This window comes from Clostridium hydrogenum, from assembly GCF_021432385.1.
GTDB lineage: Bacteria > Bacillota > Clostridia > Clostridiales > Clostridiaceae > Clostridium_S > Clostridium_S hydrogenum.
On record NZ_JAEACT010000003.1, the window covers coordinates 1,099,488 to 1,117,221 of the forward strand.

The 17,734-nt window shown below is 34.2% G+C and carries 26 protein-coding genes; all 26 read right to left on the reverse strand.

Going from position 1 to position 17,734, the window contains the following annotated elements; genetic code table 11:
- Positions 1 to 6 precede the first annotated feature (6 nt).
- On the reverse strand, positions 7 to 186 hold the full coding sequence (gene rpmD / locus CUEA01_RS18045) for a 50S ribosomal protein L30 (RefSeq protein ID WP_234123239.1): 180 nt from the start codon (positions 184 to 186) through the stop codon (positions 7 to 9).
- Positions 187 to 197: 11 nt separating this feature from the next.
- A complete protein-coding gene (rpsE, locus tag CUEA01_RS18050) occupies positions 198 to 695 on the reverse strand; it encodes a 30S ribosomal protein S5 (protein ID WP_234123242.1) in 498 nt (165 codons plus the stop codon).
- Between the two features lie 18 nt (positions 696 to 713).
- Complete coding sequence (gene rplR, locus CUEA01_RS18055; protein WP_234123244.1) at positions 714 to 1,076, reverse strand: 50S ribosomal protein L18; 363 nt, start codon at positions 1,074 to 1,076, stop codon at positions 714 to 716.
- Positions 1,077 to 1,097: 21 nt separating this feature from the next.
- Complete coding sequence (gene rplF, locus CUEA01_RS18060) at positions 1,098 to 1,637, reverse strand: 50S ribosomal protein L6 (RefSeq protein WP_234123246.1); 540 nt, start codon at positions 1,635 to 1,637, stop codon at positions 1,098 to 1,100.
- A gap of 24 nt (positions 1,638 to 1,661) precedes the next feature.
- A complete protein-coding gene (gene rpsH, locus CUEA01_RS18065; protein WP_234123247.1) occupies positions 1,662 to 2,066 on the reverse strand; it encodes a 30S ribosomal protein S8 in 405 nt (134 codons plus the stop codon).
- Positions 2,067 to 2,094: 28 nt separating this feature from the next.
- The gene (locus tag CUEA01_RS18070) at positions 2,095 to 2,280 is read right to left on the reverse strand and encodes a type Z 30S ribosomal protein S14 (RefSeq protein WP_234123249.1); all 186 of its coding nucleotides are present in this window, start codon (positions 2,278 to 2,280) and stop codon (positions 2,095 to 2,097) included.
- Between the two features lie 15 nt (positions 2,281 to 2,295).
- On the reverse strand, positions 2,296 to 2,838 hold the full coding sequence (rplE, locus tag CUEA01_RS18075) for a 50S ribosomal protein L5 (RefSeq protein WP_234123251.1): 543 nt from the start codon (positions 2,836 to 2,838) through the stop codon (positions 2,296 to 2,298).
- A gap of 22 nt (positions 2,839 to 2,860) precedes the next feature.
- A complete protein-coding gene (gene rplX, locus CUEA01_RS18080) occupies positions 2,861 to 3,178 on the reverse strand; it encodes a 50S ribosomal protein L24 (protein WP_234123253.1) in 318 nt (105 codons plus the stop codon).
- A 16-nt stretch (positions 3,179 to 3,194) separates the two neighbouring features.
- Positions 3,195 to 3,563 carry a 50S ribosomal protein L14 gene (gene rplN, locus CUEA01_RS18085; protein WP_234123254.1) on the reverse strand — a complete coding sequence of 123 codons (369 nt, stop codon included), beginning with the start codon at positions 3,561 to 3,563 and terminating at the stop codon, positions 3,195 to 3,197.
- A 24-nt stretch (positions 3,564 to 3,587) separates the two neighbouring features.
- Complete coding sequence (gene rpsQ, locus CUEA01_RS18090) at positions 3,588 to 3,842, reverse strand: 30S ribosomal protein S17 (protein ID WP_234123255.1); 255 nt, start codon at positions 3,840 to 3,842, stop codon at positions 3,588 to 3,590.
- A gap of 27 nt (positions 3,843 to 3,869) precedes the next feature.
- Positions 3,870 to 4,073, reverse strand: coding sequence for a 50S ribosomal protein L29 (rpmC, locus tag CUEA01_RS18095; protein ID WP_234123256.1), 204 nt, complete (start codon positions 4,071 to 4,073; stop codon positions 3,870 to 3,872).
- A complete protein-coding gene (rplP, locus tag CUEA01_RS18100) occupies positions 4,063 to 4,506 on the reverse strand; it encodes a 50S ribosomal protein L16 (RefSeq protein ID WP_234123257.1) in 444 nt (147 codons plus the stop codon). Before rplP ends, rpmC begins: the two co-directional genes overlap by 11 nt.
- A 17-nt stretch (positions 4,507 to 4,523) precedes the next feature.
- Positions 4,524 to 5,192, reverse strand: a complete 669-nt coding sequence (gene rpsC, locus CUEA01_RS18105; protein WP_234123258.1) for a 30S ribosomal protein S3 — start codon at positions 5,190 to 5,192, stop codon at positions 4,524 to 4,526.
- 16 nt (positions 5,193 to 5,208) lie between these two features.
- A complete protein-coding gene (rplV, locus tag CUEA01_RS18110; RefSeq protein WP_234123260.1) occupies positions 5,209 to 5,544 on the reverse strand; it encodes a 50S ribosomal protein L22 in 336 nt (111 codons plus the stop codon).
- Between the two features lie 20 nt (positions 5,545 to 5,564).
- Complete coding sequence (gene rpsS, locus CUEA01_RS18115) at positions 5,565 to 5,846, reverse strand: 30S ribosomal protein S19 (RefSeq protein WP_234123262.1); 282 nt, start codon at positions 5,844 to 5,846, stop codon at positions 5,565 to 5,567.
- Positions 5,847 to 5,919: 73 nt separating this feature from the next.
- Positions 5,920 to 6,753, reverse strand: a complete 834-nt coding sequence (gene rplB / locus CUEA01_RS18120; protein ID WP_234123263.1) for a 50S ribosomal protein L2 — start codon at positions 6,751 to 6,753, stop codon at positions 5,920 to 5,922.
- Between the two features lie 52 nt (positions 6,754 to 6,805).
- Positions 6,806 to 7,105 carry a 50S ribosomal protein L23 gene (gene rplW, locus CUEA01_RS18125; RefSeq protein WP_234123265.1) on the reverse strand — a complete coding sequence of 100 codons (300 nt, stop codon included), beginning with the start codon at positions 7,103 to 7,105 and terminating at the stop codon, positions 6,806 to 6,808.
- Positions 7,105 to 7,725 (reverse strand): 50S ribosomal protein L4, encoded by a 621-nt coding sequence (gene rplD, locus CUEA01_RS18130; protein WP_234123267.1) that lies wholly within the window; start codon positions 7,723 to 7,725, stop codon positions 7,105 to 7,107. The genes rplW and rplD overlap by 1 nt, the downstream gene beginning before the upstream one ends.
- A 23-nt stretch (positions 7,726 to 7,748) precedes the next feature.
- On the reverse strand, positions 7,749 to 8,378 hold the full coding sequence (gene rplC, locus CUEA01_RS18135; protein WP_234123269.1) for a 50S ribosomal protein L3: 630 nt from the start codon (positions 8,376 to 8,378) through the stop codon (positions 7,749 to 7,751).
- Positions 8,379 to 8,443: 65 nt separating this feature from the next.
- Positions 8,444 to 8,752, reverse strand: coding sequence for a 30S ribosomal protein S10 (gene rpsJ / locus CUEA01_RS18140; protein WP_234123271.1), 309 nt, complete (start codon positions 8,750 to 8,752; stop codon positions 8,444 to 8,446).
- Between the two features lie 363 nt (positions 8,753 to 9,115).
- The gene (gene tuf / locus CUEA01_RS18145) at positions 9,116 to 10,309 is read right to left on the reverse strand and encodes an elongation factor Tu (protein ID WP_234123273.1); all 1,194 of its coding nucleotides are present in this window, start codon (positions 10,307 to 10,309) and stop codon (positions 9,116 to 9,118) included.
- A gap of 26 nt (positions 10,310 to 10,335) precedes the next feature.
- The gene (fusA, locus tag CUEA01_RS18150; RefSeq protein ID WP_234123275.1) at positions 10,336 to 12,402 is read right to left on the reverse strand and encodes an elongation factor G; all 2,067 of its coding nucleotides are present in this window, start codon (positions 12,400 to 12,402) and stop codon (positions 10,336 to 10,338) included.
- 179 nt (positions 12,403 to 12,581) lie between these two features.
- Positions 12,582 to 13,052: a 30S ribosomal protein S7 gene (rpsG, locus tag CUEA01_RS18155; RefSeq protein WP_234123277.1), complete on the reverse strand. Its 471-nt coding sequence runs from the start codon at positions 13,050 to 13,052 to the stop codon at positions 12,582 to 12,584.
- A 189-nt stretch (positions 13,053 to 13,241) separates the two neighbouring features.
- Positions 13,242 to 13,619 (reverse strand): 30S ribosomal protein S12, encoded by a 378-nt coding sequence (gene rpsL, locus CUEA01_RS18160; RefSeq protein ID WP_234123278.1) that lies wholly within the window; start codon positions 13,617 to 13,619, stop codon positions 13,242 to 13,244.
- Positions 13,620 to 13,767: 148 nt separating this feature from the next.
- Positions 13,768 to 14,013, reverse strand: a complete 246-nt coding sequence (locus CUEA01_RS18165) for a ribosomal L7Ae/L30e/S12e/Gadd45 family protein (protein ID WP_234123279.1) — start codon at positions 14,011 to 14,013, stop codon at positions 13,768 to 13,770.
- A gap of 176 nt (positions 14,014 to 14,189) precedes the next feature.
- Positions 14,190 to 17,720: a DNA-directed RNA polymerase subunit beta' gene (gene rpoC, locus CUEA01_RS18170; protein WP_234123280.1), complete on the reverse strand. Its 3,531-nt coding sequence runs from the start codon at positions 17,718 to 17,720 to the stop codon at positions 14,190 to 14,192.
- Positions 17,721 to 17,734 lie beyond the last annotated feature (14 nt).

The window sequence follows — 17,734 nt, forward strand, 5'->3', positions numbered from 1 at the left end:
TCCTTTTTATGCTTCTTTTACATCAAGAAGATATTCTACTTTTTTTATCATACCTCTAATTTGAGGAGTATCTTCGTGCTCAATTGAATGACCTATTTTTTTCAATCCAAGTGCATTAACTGTAGCAATGTGTGCCTTTTTTCTTCCAATTAAACTTTTTTTAAGTGTTACTGAAATCTTAGCCATGCTTACTCCTCCTATCCTAAAATTTCTTCAACAGTTTTTCCTCTTAAAGCAGCTATTTCTTCAGCTGTTCTTAATCTTGATAAACCGTTTAGTGTTGCATTAACCATATTTCTTGCATTGTTTGAGCCTAAAGATTTAGCTCTTACATCTTTTAATCCTGCTAATTCAAGTACCGCTCTTACAGGACCTCCAGCTATAACTCCTGTTCCTTCTGAAGCAGGCATTATAAGTACTCTACCTGTTCCAAATTCTCCGTATATTTCATGAGGAACTGTTGTTCCAACCATTGAAACGCTAACTAAATTTTTCTTAGCATCTTCAATTCCTTTTCTGATTGCTTCTGGTATTTCAGCAGATTTTCCAGTTCCAACGCCTACGTGTCCGTTTTCGTCACCTACAACTACTAAAGCGCTGAATCTAAAGTTTCTACCACCTTTAACAACCTTAGCAACTCTATTTATAAATACGACTTTCTCTTTAAGATCAAGTGTACTAGGATCAATTCTCATTTATTTCCCTCCTTACTATTAAAATTCCAATCCTGCTTCTCTAGCTCCGTCTGCAAGTTCTTTTATTCTTCCGTGATATATGTATCCACCTTTATCGAAAACAACTTGCTTAATTCCTTTTGCCATTGCTTTTTCTGCAACTTCTTTTCCAACAAGTTTTGCTGCTTCTTTATTGCTTCCAACTTTTAAAGAAAAGTCTTTGCTTAAAGTTGAAGCTGCAACTAAAGTAACTGCATTAACATCATCAATAACTTGAGCGTAGATGTTTTTTTCACTTCTATAGATTGCAAGTCTTGGTCTTTCAGGAGTACCAGATATTTTTTTACGTACCCTTAAATGACGTTTTTGTCTAGCCTCTGTCTTATTTTGCTTGCTGAACATTATCTATTCACTCCTCTCTTATTATTTACCTGTTTTACCTTCCTTACGTCTGATAACTTCGTCTTTATATTTAATTCCTTTTCCTTTGTAAGGTTCAGGTTCTCTCCAAGTTCTGATGTCTGCTGCAACTGCTCCAACTAATTCTTTATCTATACCTTTTACAAGTATTGTATTAGTATCAGGTGTTTCAAAATCAACTCCTGGTACAGCGCTAACTTCAACTGGATGTGAATATCCAAGACTTAAAGTTAAATTCTTTCCTTTAAGTTGAGCTCTATAACCAACACCAACTAATTCAAGTGTTTTAGTATATCCTTCTGTAACTCCAACAACCATATTATTTATTAATGCTCTTGTAAGTCCATGAAGTGCTCTATGATTTTTATCATCACTTGGTCTTGTAACTACTACTTGATTATCTTCAACAGTAATTTTTATATCTTTATGCATAGCCTTTGTAAGTTCACCTTTTGATCCTTTAACAGTAACAACGTTGTCTGGTGTTACTGAAATAGTTACTCCACTAGGTACTACTACTGGCTGCTTTCCTATTCTTGACATAATTACACCTCCTGTTCCTCTCTACTACCATACGTAGCAAAGTACTTCTCCGCCTAAATCTAATTTTCTAGCTTCTTTATCAGTAACTATTCCTTTAGAAGTAGATATGATTGCAATTCCAAGTCCGTTTAAGACTTTAGGAGTTTCTTCTTTTCTGCAATAAACTCTTAATCCTGGTTTTGATATTCTTTTTAATCCTGTGATTGTTCTTTCTTTGCCCTTACCATATTTCATTGATAATCTAAGCATTGGAACAACACCGTCTTTATATTCTTCTATATCTTTTATATAACCTTCTCTTAATAATATATCAACTATTGACTTCTTTATTTTTGATGAAGGTAATTCAACAACTTCATGTTTAACTATATTTGCATTCCTTATACGTGTTAGCAAATCAGCTATTGGATCTGTAGTAACTCCACTCATAATTATGCCTCCTTTCAATCAATAAGTATTACCAACTTGCTTTCTTACAACCAGGTATTTCACCTTTATATGCAAGTTCTCTAAAACAAATACGGCATATACCATATTTCTTTAGCACTGAATGTGGTCTTCCACATATTCTGCATCTTGTGTAAGCTCTTGTTGAAAACTTAGGTTCTTTTTTCCACTTTTCTATTAAGGCTTTACGTGCCATCTCATTCCCTCCTTATTATTGAGCAAATGGCATACCAAGGAATCTTAACAATTCTCTTGCTTCTTCATCAGTTTTTGAATTAGTGACGAAGATTATGTCCATACCTCTAATTTTATCTATTTTATCATATTCTACTTCAGGGAATATTAATTGTTCCTTTATTCCTAATGCATAGTTTCCTCTTCCGTCAAATGCTTTGCTTGATACTCCTCTAAAATCTCTAACTCTTGGAAGAGCTATGTTCATTAGTTTATCAGCAAATTCATACATTTTATTCTTTCTTAAAGTAACTTTACATCCTAAAGGCATATTTTCTCTTATTTTAAAGTTAGCTATTGATTTTCTAGCTCTTGTTAATATTGGTTTTTGACCAGATATTAACTGCATATCTGCAACAGCTGATTCTAAAACCTTTTGGTTTTCCTTAGCTTCACCAACACCCATGTTAATAATGATCTTTTCAAGTTTTGGTACTTCCATTACGTTTTTGTATCCGAACTTTTCAATTAAAGCTGGAACTACTTCTTTTTCATATTTTTCCTTAAGTCTAGGAATCATTAAATAGACCTCCTTTCAGAATTTAGAATGTTTCTCCACATTTTTTGCATACTCTAACTTTTGTTCCGTCATCAAGCACCTTTTTGCTAACTCTTGTCGCAGTTTTGCATTTTGTGCAGTATAACATAACTTTAGAAGTATTTATTGGAGCTTCTCTATTTATTAAACCACCTTGCATATTTTGCTTATTAGGCTTTTGATGTTTTACAACTATGCTAACATCTTTAATTAATACAGTACTATTTTTAGGATATACCGCTAAAACTTCTCCGATTTTACCCTTATCCTTACCAGATATAACAACTACTGAATCATTTTTTCTGATATGCACTTTTGCCACTAAAGACACCTCCTCACTATAGAACTTCAGGTGCTAATGATAATATTTTATTAAAATCTTTATCTCTTAACTCCCTTGCAACCGGCCCGAAAATACGAGTTCCCTTTGGTTGTTTGTCGTCTTTTATTATAACTGCAGCATTTTCATCAAATCTTATATATGAACCGTCATTTCTTCTTAAACCTTTAACGGATCTAACAACTACTGCTTTAACAACTTCACCTTTTTTAACAACTCCACCTGGTGTTGCACTTTTAACGCTAGCAACTATTATATCGCCGATGTTTCCCCATTTTCTTTTGGAACCACCCAATACTCTTATACACATAATCTCTTTTGCTCCAGAATTATCTGCAGCCTTTAATACAGTCTGCTGTTGTATCATCTAAACACCCTCCTTTCGAATAAATTATTTAGCTTTCTCAACAACTTCCACAAGTCTCCATCTTTTATCTTTTGATAAAGGCCTTGTTTCCATTATTAATACTTTATCGTTAACTTTGCATTCATTATTTTCATCATGCGCTTTAAACTTAGTTGTTCTGTTCACAGTCTTTCCGTACAAAGGATGACGAACTTTAGTTTCAACTGCAACAACTATTGTCTTATCCATTTTATCAGATACGACTCTGCCTATTCTTGTTTTTCTATTTGATCTTTCCACAGTTTACAAGCCTCCTTTCAACAACTATTATTGCTCACACGCCCTTAATTCTTCTTCTCTAAGGATGGTTTTAATCTGGGCTATTGATTTTTTAACTTCTCTTATTCTCATTGGATTTTCAAGTTGACCTGTAGCTAACTGAAATCTTAATGTAAATAATTCCGATTTTAAGTCTCCTAATTGAACATTTAATTCTTGAGGAGCTTTTTCTCTTAATTCTTTAGCCTTCATTAATTTCACCACCCATTTCCTCAAAATCCTTCCTTGTAACAAACTTAGTCTTTATAGGAAGTTTATGTGATGCAAGTCTAAGTGCTTCTCTTGCTTGTTCTTCTGTAACACCAGACATTTCAAATAATACTCTACCTGGCTTTACAACTGCTACCCAGTATTCTGGTGAACCTTTACCGGAACCCATACGAGTTTCAGCTGGCTTTTCTGTTACTGGCTTATCTGGGAAAATCTTTATCCAAAGTTTTCCTCCTCTTTTTACATATCTATTAATAGCTATTCTGGCAGCTTCAATTTGATTGCTTTTTATCCAACCACATTCTGTTGCTTGTATTGCATAATCTCCATATGCAATAAAGTTGCCTCTAGTAGCTTTACCTTTCATTCTACCACGTTGTACCTTACGATGTTTAACTCTTTTAGGCATTAACATAACGTATTCCTCCTTCCTTACGCGTTAACTTCTTCCTCTTTTTCAACTTTCTTAACAGGAAGAACTTCGCCATTATATACCCAAACTTTTACACCTATTTTTCCATAAGTTGTATCAGCTTCTGCAAAACCATAATCAATATCAGCTCTTAATGTTTGTAAAGGAATAGTTCCTTCATGATATTGTTCTGTTCTTGCTATTTCAGCGCCTGCAAGTCTTCCAGCGCAAGCAGTTTTTACACCTTTTGTTCCTGATTTCATTGCTCTTTGAATTGTTTGTTTCATTGCTCTTCTGAATGATATTCTTCTTTCAAGCTGTTGAGCTATGTTTTCAGCCATAAGTTGTGCATTACTGTCTGCATTTTTTACTTCTACGATGTTAATTAAAACATTTTTTTGGTCAATTAAAGCTAATAATTCTTTCTTTAAAGCTTCAATTCCTTGACCGCCTTTTCCTATAACCATTCCTGGCTTAGCTGTGTATATATTTAATTTAACTTTCTTTGCAGCTCTTTCTATTTCTATTTTAGAAACTCCAGCATTGAAAAGTCTTTTCTTAACAAATTCTCTTATTTTGTTATCTTCTACAAGATAATCTGCAAAATTTTTGCCATCAGCATACCATTTTGCATTCCAATCTTTAATAACTCCAACTCTTAAACCGTGCGGATTTACTTTTTGACCCAATATATTTCCCTCCTTTTTAAGCTCTTTCTTTCACAACTAATGTTATGTGACTTGTTCTTTTCTTTATCGGAAATGCTCTTCCTTGTGCATGAGGTTGAAATCTCTTTAATGTTGACCCCTGACAAGCATAAGCTTCTGATATATATAACTTATTTACATCTAAACTTAAATTATTTTCTGCATTAGCAACAGCAGATTTTAATAATTTGTTTACTACAACTGCAGCATCTTTAGGAGTGTACTGCAATATAGCAAATGCTTCATTTACATTTTTACCTCTTACTAAGTCAAGAACAATCTTAACCTTTGTTGAGGACATTCTTATATATTTAGCTATAGCTTTAGCTTCCATAAAAGTTACCTCCTTCCATACTATCTAACAGATGTTGTCTTTTCCGTATTTCCATGACCCTTAAAAGTTCTTGTAAGAACAAATTCACCTAATTTGTGTCCTACCATATCTTCACTTATGTAAACAGGTACATGTTTTCTACCATCATGAACTGCTATAGTATGACCTATCATTTGTGGGAATATTGTTGAACTTCTAGACCAAGTTTTTACAACTTTTTTTTCATTACTTTTGTTCATTTCTTCAATTTTCTCAAGTAATGATTCTTTTATAAAAGGTCCTTTTTTTATTGATCTACTCATTTATTGTCCTCCCTTCGCAAACTTAATATAAAACATAAATACTTGAAGAGAATGTTGAATTCTCTCCAAAGAATTATTTGTCATTTCTTCCTTTGACAATAAGTCTATCTGAGTATTTCTTATGTTTTCTAGTTTTGTAACCAAGAGCTGGTTTACCCCAAGGTGTAACTGGTCCTGGACGTCCAACTGGTGATTTACCTTCTCCACCACCGTGTGGATGGTCATTAGGATTCATTACAGATCCTCTTACAGTTGGTCTTATACCCATGTGTCTCTTTCTTCCAGCTTTACCTAGGTTAACAATTTCATGTGTTAAATTAGATACTGTACCAATAGTTGCTCTACATTCTAATCTAACATATCTCATTTCACCACTTGGAAGTCTAAGTTGTGCATATTCTCCTTCTTTAGCCATAAGCTGTGCTGATGATCCAGCAGCTCTAACTAATTGTGCACCTTTTCCAGCAGCTAATTCAACATTGTGAATTATAGTACCCACTGGTATGTTTTTTATTGGAAGAGTGTTTCCAACTTTAATATCTGCATCAGGTCCTGATACAATTACAGTTCCAACTTTTAATCCAACTGGAGCGATTATGTATCTCTTTTCACCATCAGCATAAACAACTAAAGCTATATATGCTGATCTATTTGGATCATATTCTATAGTTGCTACCTTTGCTGGTACACCATCTTTATTTCTTTTGAAATCAATTATTCTATATTTTTGTTTAGCTCCGCCACCTTGATGACGAACTGTTATTTTTCCTTGAGCATTTCTTCCTGCTTTACTCTTTAAAGCTACCAACAATGATTTTTCTGGAACATCAGTTGTTATTTCTTCAAAAGTAGGCATAGTCATTTGCCTTAATGCAGGAGAAGTAGGTTTAAATCCCTTAACTGCCATTTTTCTTCCTCCTTCTTTTCGCTTTTCTGGCACCTAGCCAATAACTGCTTTATTACTGCTGCATTCCTTCAAAGAATTCTATTGGCTTGCTATCAGCTGCTAATTTAACTATAGCTTTTTTATAGTTTGGTCTTTTACCAACGTGAACCCCAACTCTTTTTGTTTTTCCAAGTACATTTGCAGTTTTAACATCTTCAACTTTAACGCCGAAAACTTCTTCAACTGCTTTTTTAATTTGAGGTTTGTTTGCATGAACATCAACTATAAAGGTGTATTTATTGTTTGCCATTTCTGCCATACTTTTTTCTGTTATAACTGGTTTTCTCAATATATCATGGCTATTTGAATACATTATGCATACACCTCCTCAATTTTTGACACAGCATCCTTAGTTATTATAAACTTTTCATACTTTAATATGTCATATACATTTATATTATTTGCTGGAACTACTTCTGCACCAGGTATATTTCTTATTGACTTATACACATTTGCATCTGATTCAGCAACAACAATTAATGCTTTTTTAGCTTGGAAAGCGTTAAGTAATTTAACTGCTTCCTTTGTTTTTGGTGTTTCAAATTTCAAATCTTCTAAAACAACTATTTCGTTATCAGCTACTTTACTTGATAAAGCTGAAAGCATAGCTGTTCTTCTCATTGATTTTGGTATTGAAACTCTATAGCTTCTTGGTTTTGGTGCAAAAACTATACCACCATGAATCCATTGTGGTGAACGTATTGAACCTTGTCTTGCTCTACCTGTTCCTTTTTGTCTCCAAGGCTTTATTCCGCCTCCTGAAACTTCCGATCTAGTTTTAGCGCTTTGTGTTCCTTGTCTTTTGTTTGCAAGTAATGCAACTACAACTTGGTGTAATGCATCTGCATTAACTTCAGCTCCAAAAACTTTTTCTGATAATTCTATATCTCCAACTTTTTGTCCTTCGTTATTAAATAATCCTACAGTAGGCATTCTGCATCCTCCTTTCCTTAATTCTAAGCTTTAAATGAATCTTTAATTACTACAAAACCTTTGTTAGGTCCTGGTACTCCACCTTTAATTAATATAAGGTTTTTCTCAGGTATAACCTTAGCAACTTCTAGGTTGATAACTGTAGTATTTACATGACCCATATGTCCTGGCATTCTTTTATTTTTAAATGTTCTTGATGGATCTGAAGAAGCTCCCATTGAACCAACTGCTCTGTGGAATTTTGAACCATGGCTCATTGGTCCTCTATGTGCATTCCATCTTCTGATTGTACCTTGGAATCCCTTACCTTTTGATACTCCAGATACATCAACTTTTTCTCCAGCTGCAAAAACATCAGCTTTTATTTCAGCACCTACTTCATAAGCGCTTAAATCTTCTAATCTAAATTCTTTAATGAATCTCTTAACTGTGGCATTTGCTTTTGCAAAATGACCTTTTGCTGGTTTATTAGATCTGTTTTCTTTAACATCATAAAAACCAACTTGTATAGCTTCATAGCCATCATTTTCAGTAGTTTTCTTTTGTACTACTACACATGGGCCTGCTTCTATTACAGTTACAGGAATTACTTTTCCCTGTTCATTAAATATTTGAGTCATACCAAGTTTTTTTCCTAGTATTCCCTTTTTCATCTCTTCAGCACCTCCAAACGCATTAGCGGATTGCATAAGCAATCATAACCGTTATTAATTAAATATTATAATTTTATTTCGATATCAACACCAGCTGGTAAATCTAATCTCATTAAAGCATCTACAGTTTTTGGTGATGGATTAACTATGTCAATTAATCTCTTATGAGTTCTAATTTCAAACTGTTCTCTTGAATCTTTATACTTATGTGGAGATCTCAATATTGTAACAACATCTTTTTCAGTTGGCAATGGTACAGGACCTGATACTTTTGCACCTGTAGTTTTTGCTGTTTCAACGATTTTTTCAGCTGACTGATCCAATATTGTGTGATCAAATGCTTTTAATCTGATTCTAATTTTTTGTTTTGCCATTTCATTCCCTCCTTTTCATCGCACGTTTAACTTCTTACGTACAACAACGGACCTTCTGTAAACTGTACCACGTGTTCCATACATACCACAATCAATTTACAAAACACCGTCGCCCGGTTCAAGACCGTGACATACTCAGCAAGAATTCCCCGTAAGTTCAGCTACCTCTTGCTTCATCGCTACTTTCACATAACAACTCTTATATTATACACCGCATTTTAATCTTTTGCAATACTTTTTTATTGCAATATAAAATAATAAAAATAGGAAGAGCGTCCTCTTCCTATTTTTTGTCAAATTCTTATTGTAAGTAATCTGCTTTTAACTAATATAATTTAAATTATATATATATTAACAAAAATACTATTCTACTATAGTAGTAACAACTCCAGATCCTACTGTTCTTCCGCCTTCTCTTATAGCGAATCTTAAGTTTTCACTCATTGCTACTTTTGTTATTAATTCAACTGTCATGTCTATGTGATCTCCTGGCATTACCATTTCTACTCCTTCTGGTAATTGGATTGATCCTGTTACGTCTGTTGTTCTGAAGTAGAATTGTGGTCTATATCCGTTGAAGAATGCTGTATGTCTTCCGCCTTCTTCTTTCTTTAATACGTAAACTTGACCTACGAATTTATGGTGTGGTGTTATTGATCCTGGTTTTGCTAATACTTGACCTCTTTCGATATCATCTCTTTGAACACCTCTTAATAATGCTCCGATGTTATCTCCTGCCATTGCTTCATCTAGTAACTTTCTGAACATTTCTACTCCAGTTACTACTACTTTTCTTGTCTCTTCACTTAATCCTACAATTTCAACTTCGTCTCCAACGTGTAATATTCCGCTTTCAACTCTTCCTGTTGCAACTGTTCCTCTTCCTGTTATTGTGAAGATATCTTCGATTGGCATTAAGAATGCTTTATCTGTTGCTCTTTCTGGTGTTGGTATATATTCATCTACTGCTGCCATTAAGTCTCTTATTGGTTTTGTTGCTTCTGCATCATCTGGATTTTCTAATGCTTTTAACGCACTTCCTACTACGATTGGTGTATCGTCGCCAGGGAATCCATATTCATTTAATAATTCTCTTACTTCCATTTCAACTAAGTCGATTAATTCTGGATCGTCAACTTGGTCTGCTTTGTTTAAGAATACTACTATATATTGTACTCCAACTCTTGATGCTAATAGTATGTGCTCTCTTGTTTGTGGCATTGGGCCATCTGCTGCACTTACTACTAATATTGCTCCATCCATTTGTGCTGCTCCTGTTATCATGTTCTTTACATAGTCAGCATGTCCTGGGCAGTCTACGTGAGCATAGTGTCTGTTTTCTGTTTCATACTCAACGTGTGCTGTGTTGATTGTTATTCCTCTTTCTTTTTCTTCTGGTGCTTTATCAATTTCATCATATTTGAAGGCTTTTGCTTTTCCTTCTTTTGATAATATTGTTGTTATTGCTGCTGTTAATGTTGTCTTACCATGGTCTACGTGACCTATTGTTCCTATGTTTACATGTGGTTTGTTTCTTTCAAATTTTTCCTTTGCCATTTCTGGTTCCTCCTTTATTTGTTTAACTATTTATTTTTTTCGCCAATTATTTGTTCCTGGATATTCTTAGGAACTTCTTCATAGCTATTAAATTCCATGCTGTAATTTCCTCTACCCTGTGTTCTTGATCTAAGGGAAGTTGCATATCCAAACATTTCTGAAAGTGGAACAAATCCTCTTATAACTTCTGCTCCAGCTCTCTGTTCCATTCCTTCAATTCTTCCTCTTCTTGCATTGATATCTCCAATAACATCTCCCATGTAATCTTCAGGAACTGTTACTTCAACTTTCATAACAGGCTCAAGAAGTACTGGATCTGCTTTAGACATAGCATTTTTGAATGCCATAGAACCTGCAATTTTGAATGCCATTTCAGAAGAATCGACATCATGGTATGAACCATCAACTAATTTAACTTTGAAGTTAATTGTTGGATATCCAGCAATTACACCACTTTGTGATGCTTCTTGGATACCATTGTCTATAGGCTGTATATATTCCTTAGGTACAGCTCCACCAACAACACCATTTTCAAATTCATATTCACCTTCTGTTGGAGTCATTTCAATTACCGCATGACCGTATTGTCCACGACCACCAGACTGTCTAATGAATTTACCTTCAGCTTTAACTGCTTTTCTGATAGTTTCCTTATAAGCAACTTGTGGCTTACCTACATTACATTCAACTTTAAATTCTCTTTGAAGTCTATCAACTATTATTTCAAGGTGAAGTTCTCCCATACCTCCTATAATAGTCTGACCAGTTTCTTGATCTGTATATGTTTTAAATGTAGGATCTTCCTCAGCAAGTTTTGCAAGGGCAATACCCATTTTTTCTTGACCTGCTTTAGTCTTAGGCTCAATAGCAACTTCAATAACTGGATCTGGGAATTCCATGCTTTCAAGAATTATTGCATTATCCTCATCACATAAAGTATCTCCAGTAGTAGTTGATTTTAATCCTACTATAGCACCTAATTCACCTGTTTCAAGTTCATCAACATCCTGTCTGTGATTAGAATGCATCTTTACAAGTCTTCCTATTCTTTCCTTCTTACCCTTTGTAGAATTTAGAACATAACTTCCGCTTTTCATAATACCAGAATAAATTCTAGTGAATGCAAGTCTTCCTACAAATGGATCAGTAGCTATCTTAAATGCTAATGCTGAAAGTGGTTCGCTATCGTCAGCTTTTCTTTCATCTTCTTCGCCTTCTAAATTTACTCCTTTAACTGGAGGTATATCTAAAGGTGATGGTAAGTATGCAACAACTGCATCTAACATTTGTTGAACACCTTTATTTTTATATGATGAACCGCATGTTACTGGTACGAAGGCATTTGCTATAACACCTTTTCTTATTGCTGCATTTATTTCTTCAACAGAAATTTCTTCACCATCAAGATATTTAGCCATTAAGTCTTCATCTAAATCAGCTACAGCTTCAATTAATTCCATTCTATATTTTTCTGCTAATTCTTTCATATCATCTGGAATTGGTTCTTCTTCCATAACTGTTCCTAATTGATCTTCATATATTACAGCCTCATTTTTTATAAGGTCGATTATACCTGTAAAATTATCTTCTTTACCTATAGGTAATTGTATTGGAACAGCATTAGCATGAAGTCTATCCCTCATCATCTGAACTGATCTAAAGAAGTCAGCACCTAATATATCCATTTTGTTTATATAAGCCATTCTTGGAACCTTATATTTTTCTGCTTGCCTCCAAACAGTTTCAGATTGTGGTTCAACACCACCTTTTGCATCGTATACAGCAACAGCTCCGTCAAGAACTCTTAGAGATCTTTCAACCTCAACTGTAAAATCTACGTGTCCAGGTGTGTCTATGATGTTAATTTCATGTTCTTTCCAATAGCAAGTAGTTGCAGCAGAAGTAATAGTTATACCTCTTTCTTGTTCTTGAACCATCCAGTCCATTGTCGCTGCACCTTCATGAACTTCACCTATTTTATGAGTTTTTCCAGTATAAAATAATATACGTTCTGTAGTAGTAGTCTTTCCAGCATCAATATGTGCCATTATTCCTATATTACGGAACTTTTCTAAAGGATATTGTCTAGCCACTTTTTTTCCTCCTCTCACTATGCTAATTAATCTGATAAAACTGCTTTAGCAAAAGCTAAAACAGTTTTTTATTTAATATATAAGATAAACTATAAATATTATAAAACATTATTGAAACAAATACCACATATATAGTATTCCTTAACAATCATATTTTAAAACTTATAAATTTATCACTATTAATATCTATAGTGTGCAAATGCTTTATTAGCTTCTGCCATCTTATGAGTATCTTCTCTCTTTTTAACTGCGGCTCCTGTGTTGTTTGAAGCATCAAGTAATTCGCCAGCAAGTCTTTGGTACATGTACTTTTCTCCTCTTTTGTGAGTAGCATCAAGCATCCATCTAAGTCCTAATGTCTGTCTTCTTTCTGGTCTAACTTCGATAGGAACTTGATAAGTAGCACCACCTATTCTTCTTGCTTTTACTTCAAGTAATGGCATCACGTTGTTCATAGCTGCCTCAAATACTTCTATAGGATCCTTATCAGTTTTTTCTTTTAAAACTTCAAAAGCTTTGTAGCATATTTTTTGTGCTACTCCCTTTTTTCCGTCTAGCATTACATTGTTTATTAACTTTGTAACAACTTTACTGTTGTATAATGGATCTGGTAATACATCTCTTTTTGCAATAAATCCTTTTCTTGGCACTTTTCTTCCCTCCTTAACAATCTTTTATTTAAGTTCATTGGTACTCGGCAATTAGCCGTAAAGTGCTTGCTTCTGCAATCCTTATATACTTGATAAAGTATGTAAAACAAAATTAGATATATGTAAATATAATTTCATCACATAAAAAATCTATATAAAACGCTGAAGACATAGCACTAATTTATAAACCTATTTTTGCTTTGGTTTTTTAGCACCGTACTTTGACCTAGCCTGTTTTCTATCAGCAACACCAGCGGCATCTAATGTACCTCTGACAATGTGATATCTAACACCTGGTAAGTCCTTAACTCTTCCACCTCTTATAAGAACAACACTGTGCTCCTGTAAGTTGTGGCCAACACCTGGAATATAAGCAGTAACTTCATATCCATTTGTAAGTCTAACTCTTGCAACTTTTCTTAAGGCTGAGTTAGGCTTCTTAGGTGTTTGAGTTTTTACAACTGTACAAACTCCTCTTTTTTGTGGACACTCTTTTAATGCTGGTGCAGTTGATTTAGTTATAGCTGTCTTTCTGCCTTTTCTTACTAACTGGCTTATAGTTGGCATGTTTCCACCTCCTCTTTTTTAATATCTATCTATAAATTAATTTTGTAAATAGCATAACAAAATATACAAAGATAATAAAATTTATAAATTTCATAACTTCATATAATTTTAGTGTATTGGTTATAGTATTATTTATTAAACAAACAAATTATGCATCTTTAAGTACAACCGCAGTAGATGCTTTTACATCTATATTGCATAGCTTTCCTAATTCTTTCATTGTATCTACATATACAATTTCTAGTGACTTACTTATTGACACTCGTTCAACATTTTCAAGTAAGTCTGCATCTGCATCTTTAGCTAGGTACACAATCTGTGCCTTACCTTCATTTATTGCCTTAATTGATTGTTTAACACCCACAACCTTTTTACCGGGCACCCTGTTTACCATTGTGCTTACCTCCCTTATATCAAAGGTAGAGACAAAGTATAGCTTTGACTCTACAGTAATATAATCACACAAATTGTATTTTATCATTTCTAGTTTGCTATGTCAACAAAAATCGATATGATATTGTGCCCTGTATAGGTTATATTTGAGAAGCACATATACGTATTAATAAATTATTATACTTCTATGCTGCTTTCTGTTGTTTCTTCACTAGTTGATTCTGGTTCAATTTCTATACTCTTGTATCTTGTCATTCCAGTACCAGCTGGTATTAATTTTCCTATAATTACATTTTCTTTTAATCCAATCAAAGGATCTACTTTACCCTTTATAGCTGCATCAGTTAGAACTCTAGTTGTTTCTTGGAAGGAAGCAGCTGATAAAAATGAATCTGTAGCCAACGCAGCTTTTGTTATACCTAGTAAAGCAATTCTGCCTTTTGCAGGTTCTCCTCCAGTTTCTTCCACTTTTTGATTTGCTTCATTAAAATCAAACATATCAATCATTGTACCTGGAAGTAAATCTGCATCACCAGAATCTTCTACTTTTACTTTTCTTGTCATCTGTCTTACAACTACTTCAAGATGCTTATCGTTAATATCAACACCTTGTAATCTATATACTTTTTGAACTTCTGAAAGTAAATAGTTTTTAACTGCATTAACACCTTTAATCCTAATTATATCTTGAGGGTTTATTGAACCTTCTGTTATTTCATCTCCAGCACTTATAACATCATTATTTCTAACTTTTAAGCTGGAACCAAATGGTATATCATAACTTACTTCTTCACCATTTTCAGTAACTATATATACAATTCTCTTTTTCTTTGTTTCCTCTACTCTTACTGTTCCTGAAACTTCACTTACGATTGCGAGTCCCTTTGGTTTTCTTGCTTCAAACAGTTCCTCAACTCTTGGAAGACCTTGTGTGATATCTGCTCCAACAACTCCACCTGTGTGGAATGTTCTCATTGTAAGCTGAGTACCAGGTTCTCCTATTGACTGAGCTGCTACAATACCAACTGCTTCTCCTATACCTATTTTCTGTGCTGTTGCCATATCCATTCCGTAGCATTTTGCACAAACACCATATTTGCAATCACAAGTAAATACGGATCTTATATTAACCTTTTTAACTCCTGCTTTTTCTACTTTTTCAGCCAAATGAACATCCATATAAGTATCTCTTGGGACTATCACTTCTCCACTATTAGGATCTATAATATCCTCAGCAGAATACCTACCTGTTAATCTTTCAGCTAGTGATTCAATTACTTCATTTCCTTCTTTAATTTCAGAAACTTCAAAACCAGCTTTAGCGCCACAATCTTCACTTCTAACTATTACATCCTGACAAACATCAACAAGTCTTCTTGTAAGGTATCCTGAATCGGCAGTCTTTAATGCTGTATCTGCATTACCTTTTCTAGCACCATGGGTAGAAGTAAAGTATTCAAGTACGTCGAGGCCTTCCCTAAATGATGCTTTTATAGGAAGTTCCAGTATCTTACCTGAAGGACTTGCCATAAGTCCTCTCATACCTGCAAGCTGTTTAATCTGGCTCTTTGAACCTCTGGCTCCTGAATCTGCCATCATGAATATAGGATTAAATTTATCAAGGTTATCCATAAGAGCATCGGCAACATCTTCTGTTGTTTTAGTCCATGTAGCTATTACTCTTTCATGTCTTTCATCGTCAGATATGAAACCTCTTCTGTACATTTTAGTTATCTTTTCTACAGAACTTTCTGCCTCCGCCATAAGTGTCTTCTTAGCTGGTGGAACAGTCATATCTGAAGTTGAAACTGTTATAGCTCCAATAGTTGAATAGTGGTATCCCTTAGCTTTTATCTTATCTAGCATAATTGATGTTTTTGTTGGTCCATATTTCAAATAGCATTTGTCTATTATTTTACCTAAGTTCTTTTTACCTACAAGGAAGTCAACTTCCATAACTAATTCATTACCTGGAATAGTTCTGTCAACAAATCCTAAATCTTGAGGTATTGAATCATTAAATATTAGTTTACCAACAGTAGTTTCTATTATTCCTGTTATTTTTTTGCCATTGACAACTTTAGATAGTTTAACTTTAACTTTAGCGTGAATAGCAATTTCACCCAATTGATAAGCCATAATTGCTTCATCAACACATGAAAATGCCTTTCCTTCACCCTTTACTCCATCTTTATCAAGTGTCAAATAGTATGATCCAAGTACCATATCCTGAGTAGGTACACAAACTGGTTTACCATCTGATGGTTTTAATATATTATGTGCTGCTAACATTAAAAATCTAGCTTCAGCTTGTGCTTCAACTGATAAAGGTACATGAACAGCCATCTGGTCTCCATCAAAGTCAGCATTGTAAGCTGTACATGCCAATGGATGAAGCTTAATTGCTCTTCCTTCAACTAATATTGGTTGGAACGCTTGAATACCTAATCTATGAAGAGTAGGTGCTCTGTTTAAAAGTACTGGATGATCTGATATTACTTCTTCAAGGACATCAAAAACTTGATCCTGAACTCTTTCTACCATTCTCTTTGCACTTTTAATATTATGTGCTATTCCACTTTCAACAAGTTTCTTCATTACGAATGGCTTAAATAACTCTAAAGCCATTTCTTTAGGAAGTCCGCATTGATACATCTTAAGATCTGGACCAACAACTATAACTGAACGTCCTGAATAGTCAACACGTTTTCCAAGAAGGTTCTGTCTAAATCTTCCTTGCTTTCCTTTAAGCATATCTGAAAGAGACTTTAATGGTCTATTTCCTGGACCTGTTACCGGTCTTCCTCTTCTACCATTATCAATAAGTGCATCAACTGCTTCTTGAAGCATTCTCTTTTCATTCCTAACTATAATGTCAGGTGCACCTAAATCTAATAGTTTTTTCAATCTATTATTTCTATTTATAACTCTTCTATATAAATCATTTAAATCTGAAGTAGCAAATCTACCTCCATCTAATTGGACCATAGGTCTTAAATCTGGAGGAATAACAGGCACAACATCCATAATCATCCAAGAAGGTTTATTCTTTGATTGTCTAAAGGATTCAACAACTTCAAGTCTTCTTATTACTCTAACTTTCTTTTGTCCTGTACTTGTTTTAAGATCTTCTTTTAATTCAGCTGATAATTGCTCCAAGTCAATTTCCTCAAGAAGCTTCTTTATCGATTCAGCTCCCATTCCTGCTTCAAAGCTGTCTTCACCATATTTGTCTACAGATTCTCTATACTCTTTTTCATTAAGAAGCTGTTTCTTCAAAAGAGGTGTTTCTTTAGGCTCTAAAACTACATATGAAGCAAAATATAAAATTTTCTCTAATGCCCTTGGTGACATGTCAAGAATAAGTCCCATACGTGATGGTATTCCTTTAAAATACCATATGTGAGATACAGGGGCAGCTAACTCAATGTGCCCCATCCTTTCACGTCTAACCTTTGCCTTAGTTACTTCAACACCACATCTGTCACATACAATTCCCTTATATCTTATTCTCTTATACTTACCGCAGTGACATTCCCAGTCCTTCATTGGTCCAAATATCCTTTCGCAAAAGAGACCATCTCGTTCTGGTTTTAGTGTTCTATAATTTATAGTTTCTGGCTTTTTTACTTCGCCTCTAGACCATTCCCTTATTTTCTCTGGTGAGGCTAAACCTATTTGTAATGCATCAAAATTATTTAATTCCAAGGGTACTCCTCCCT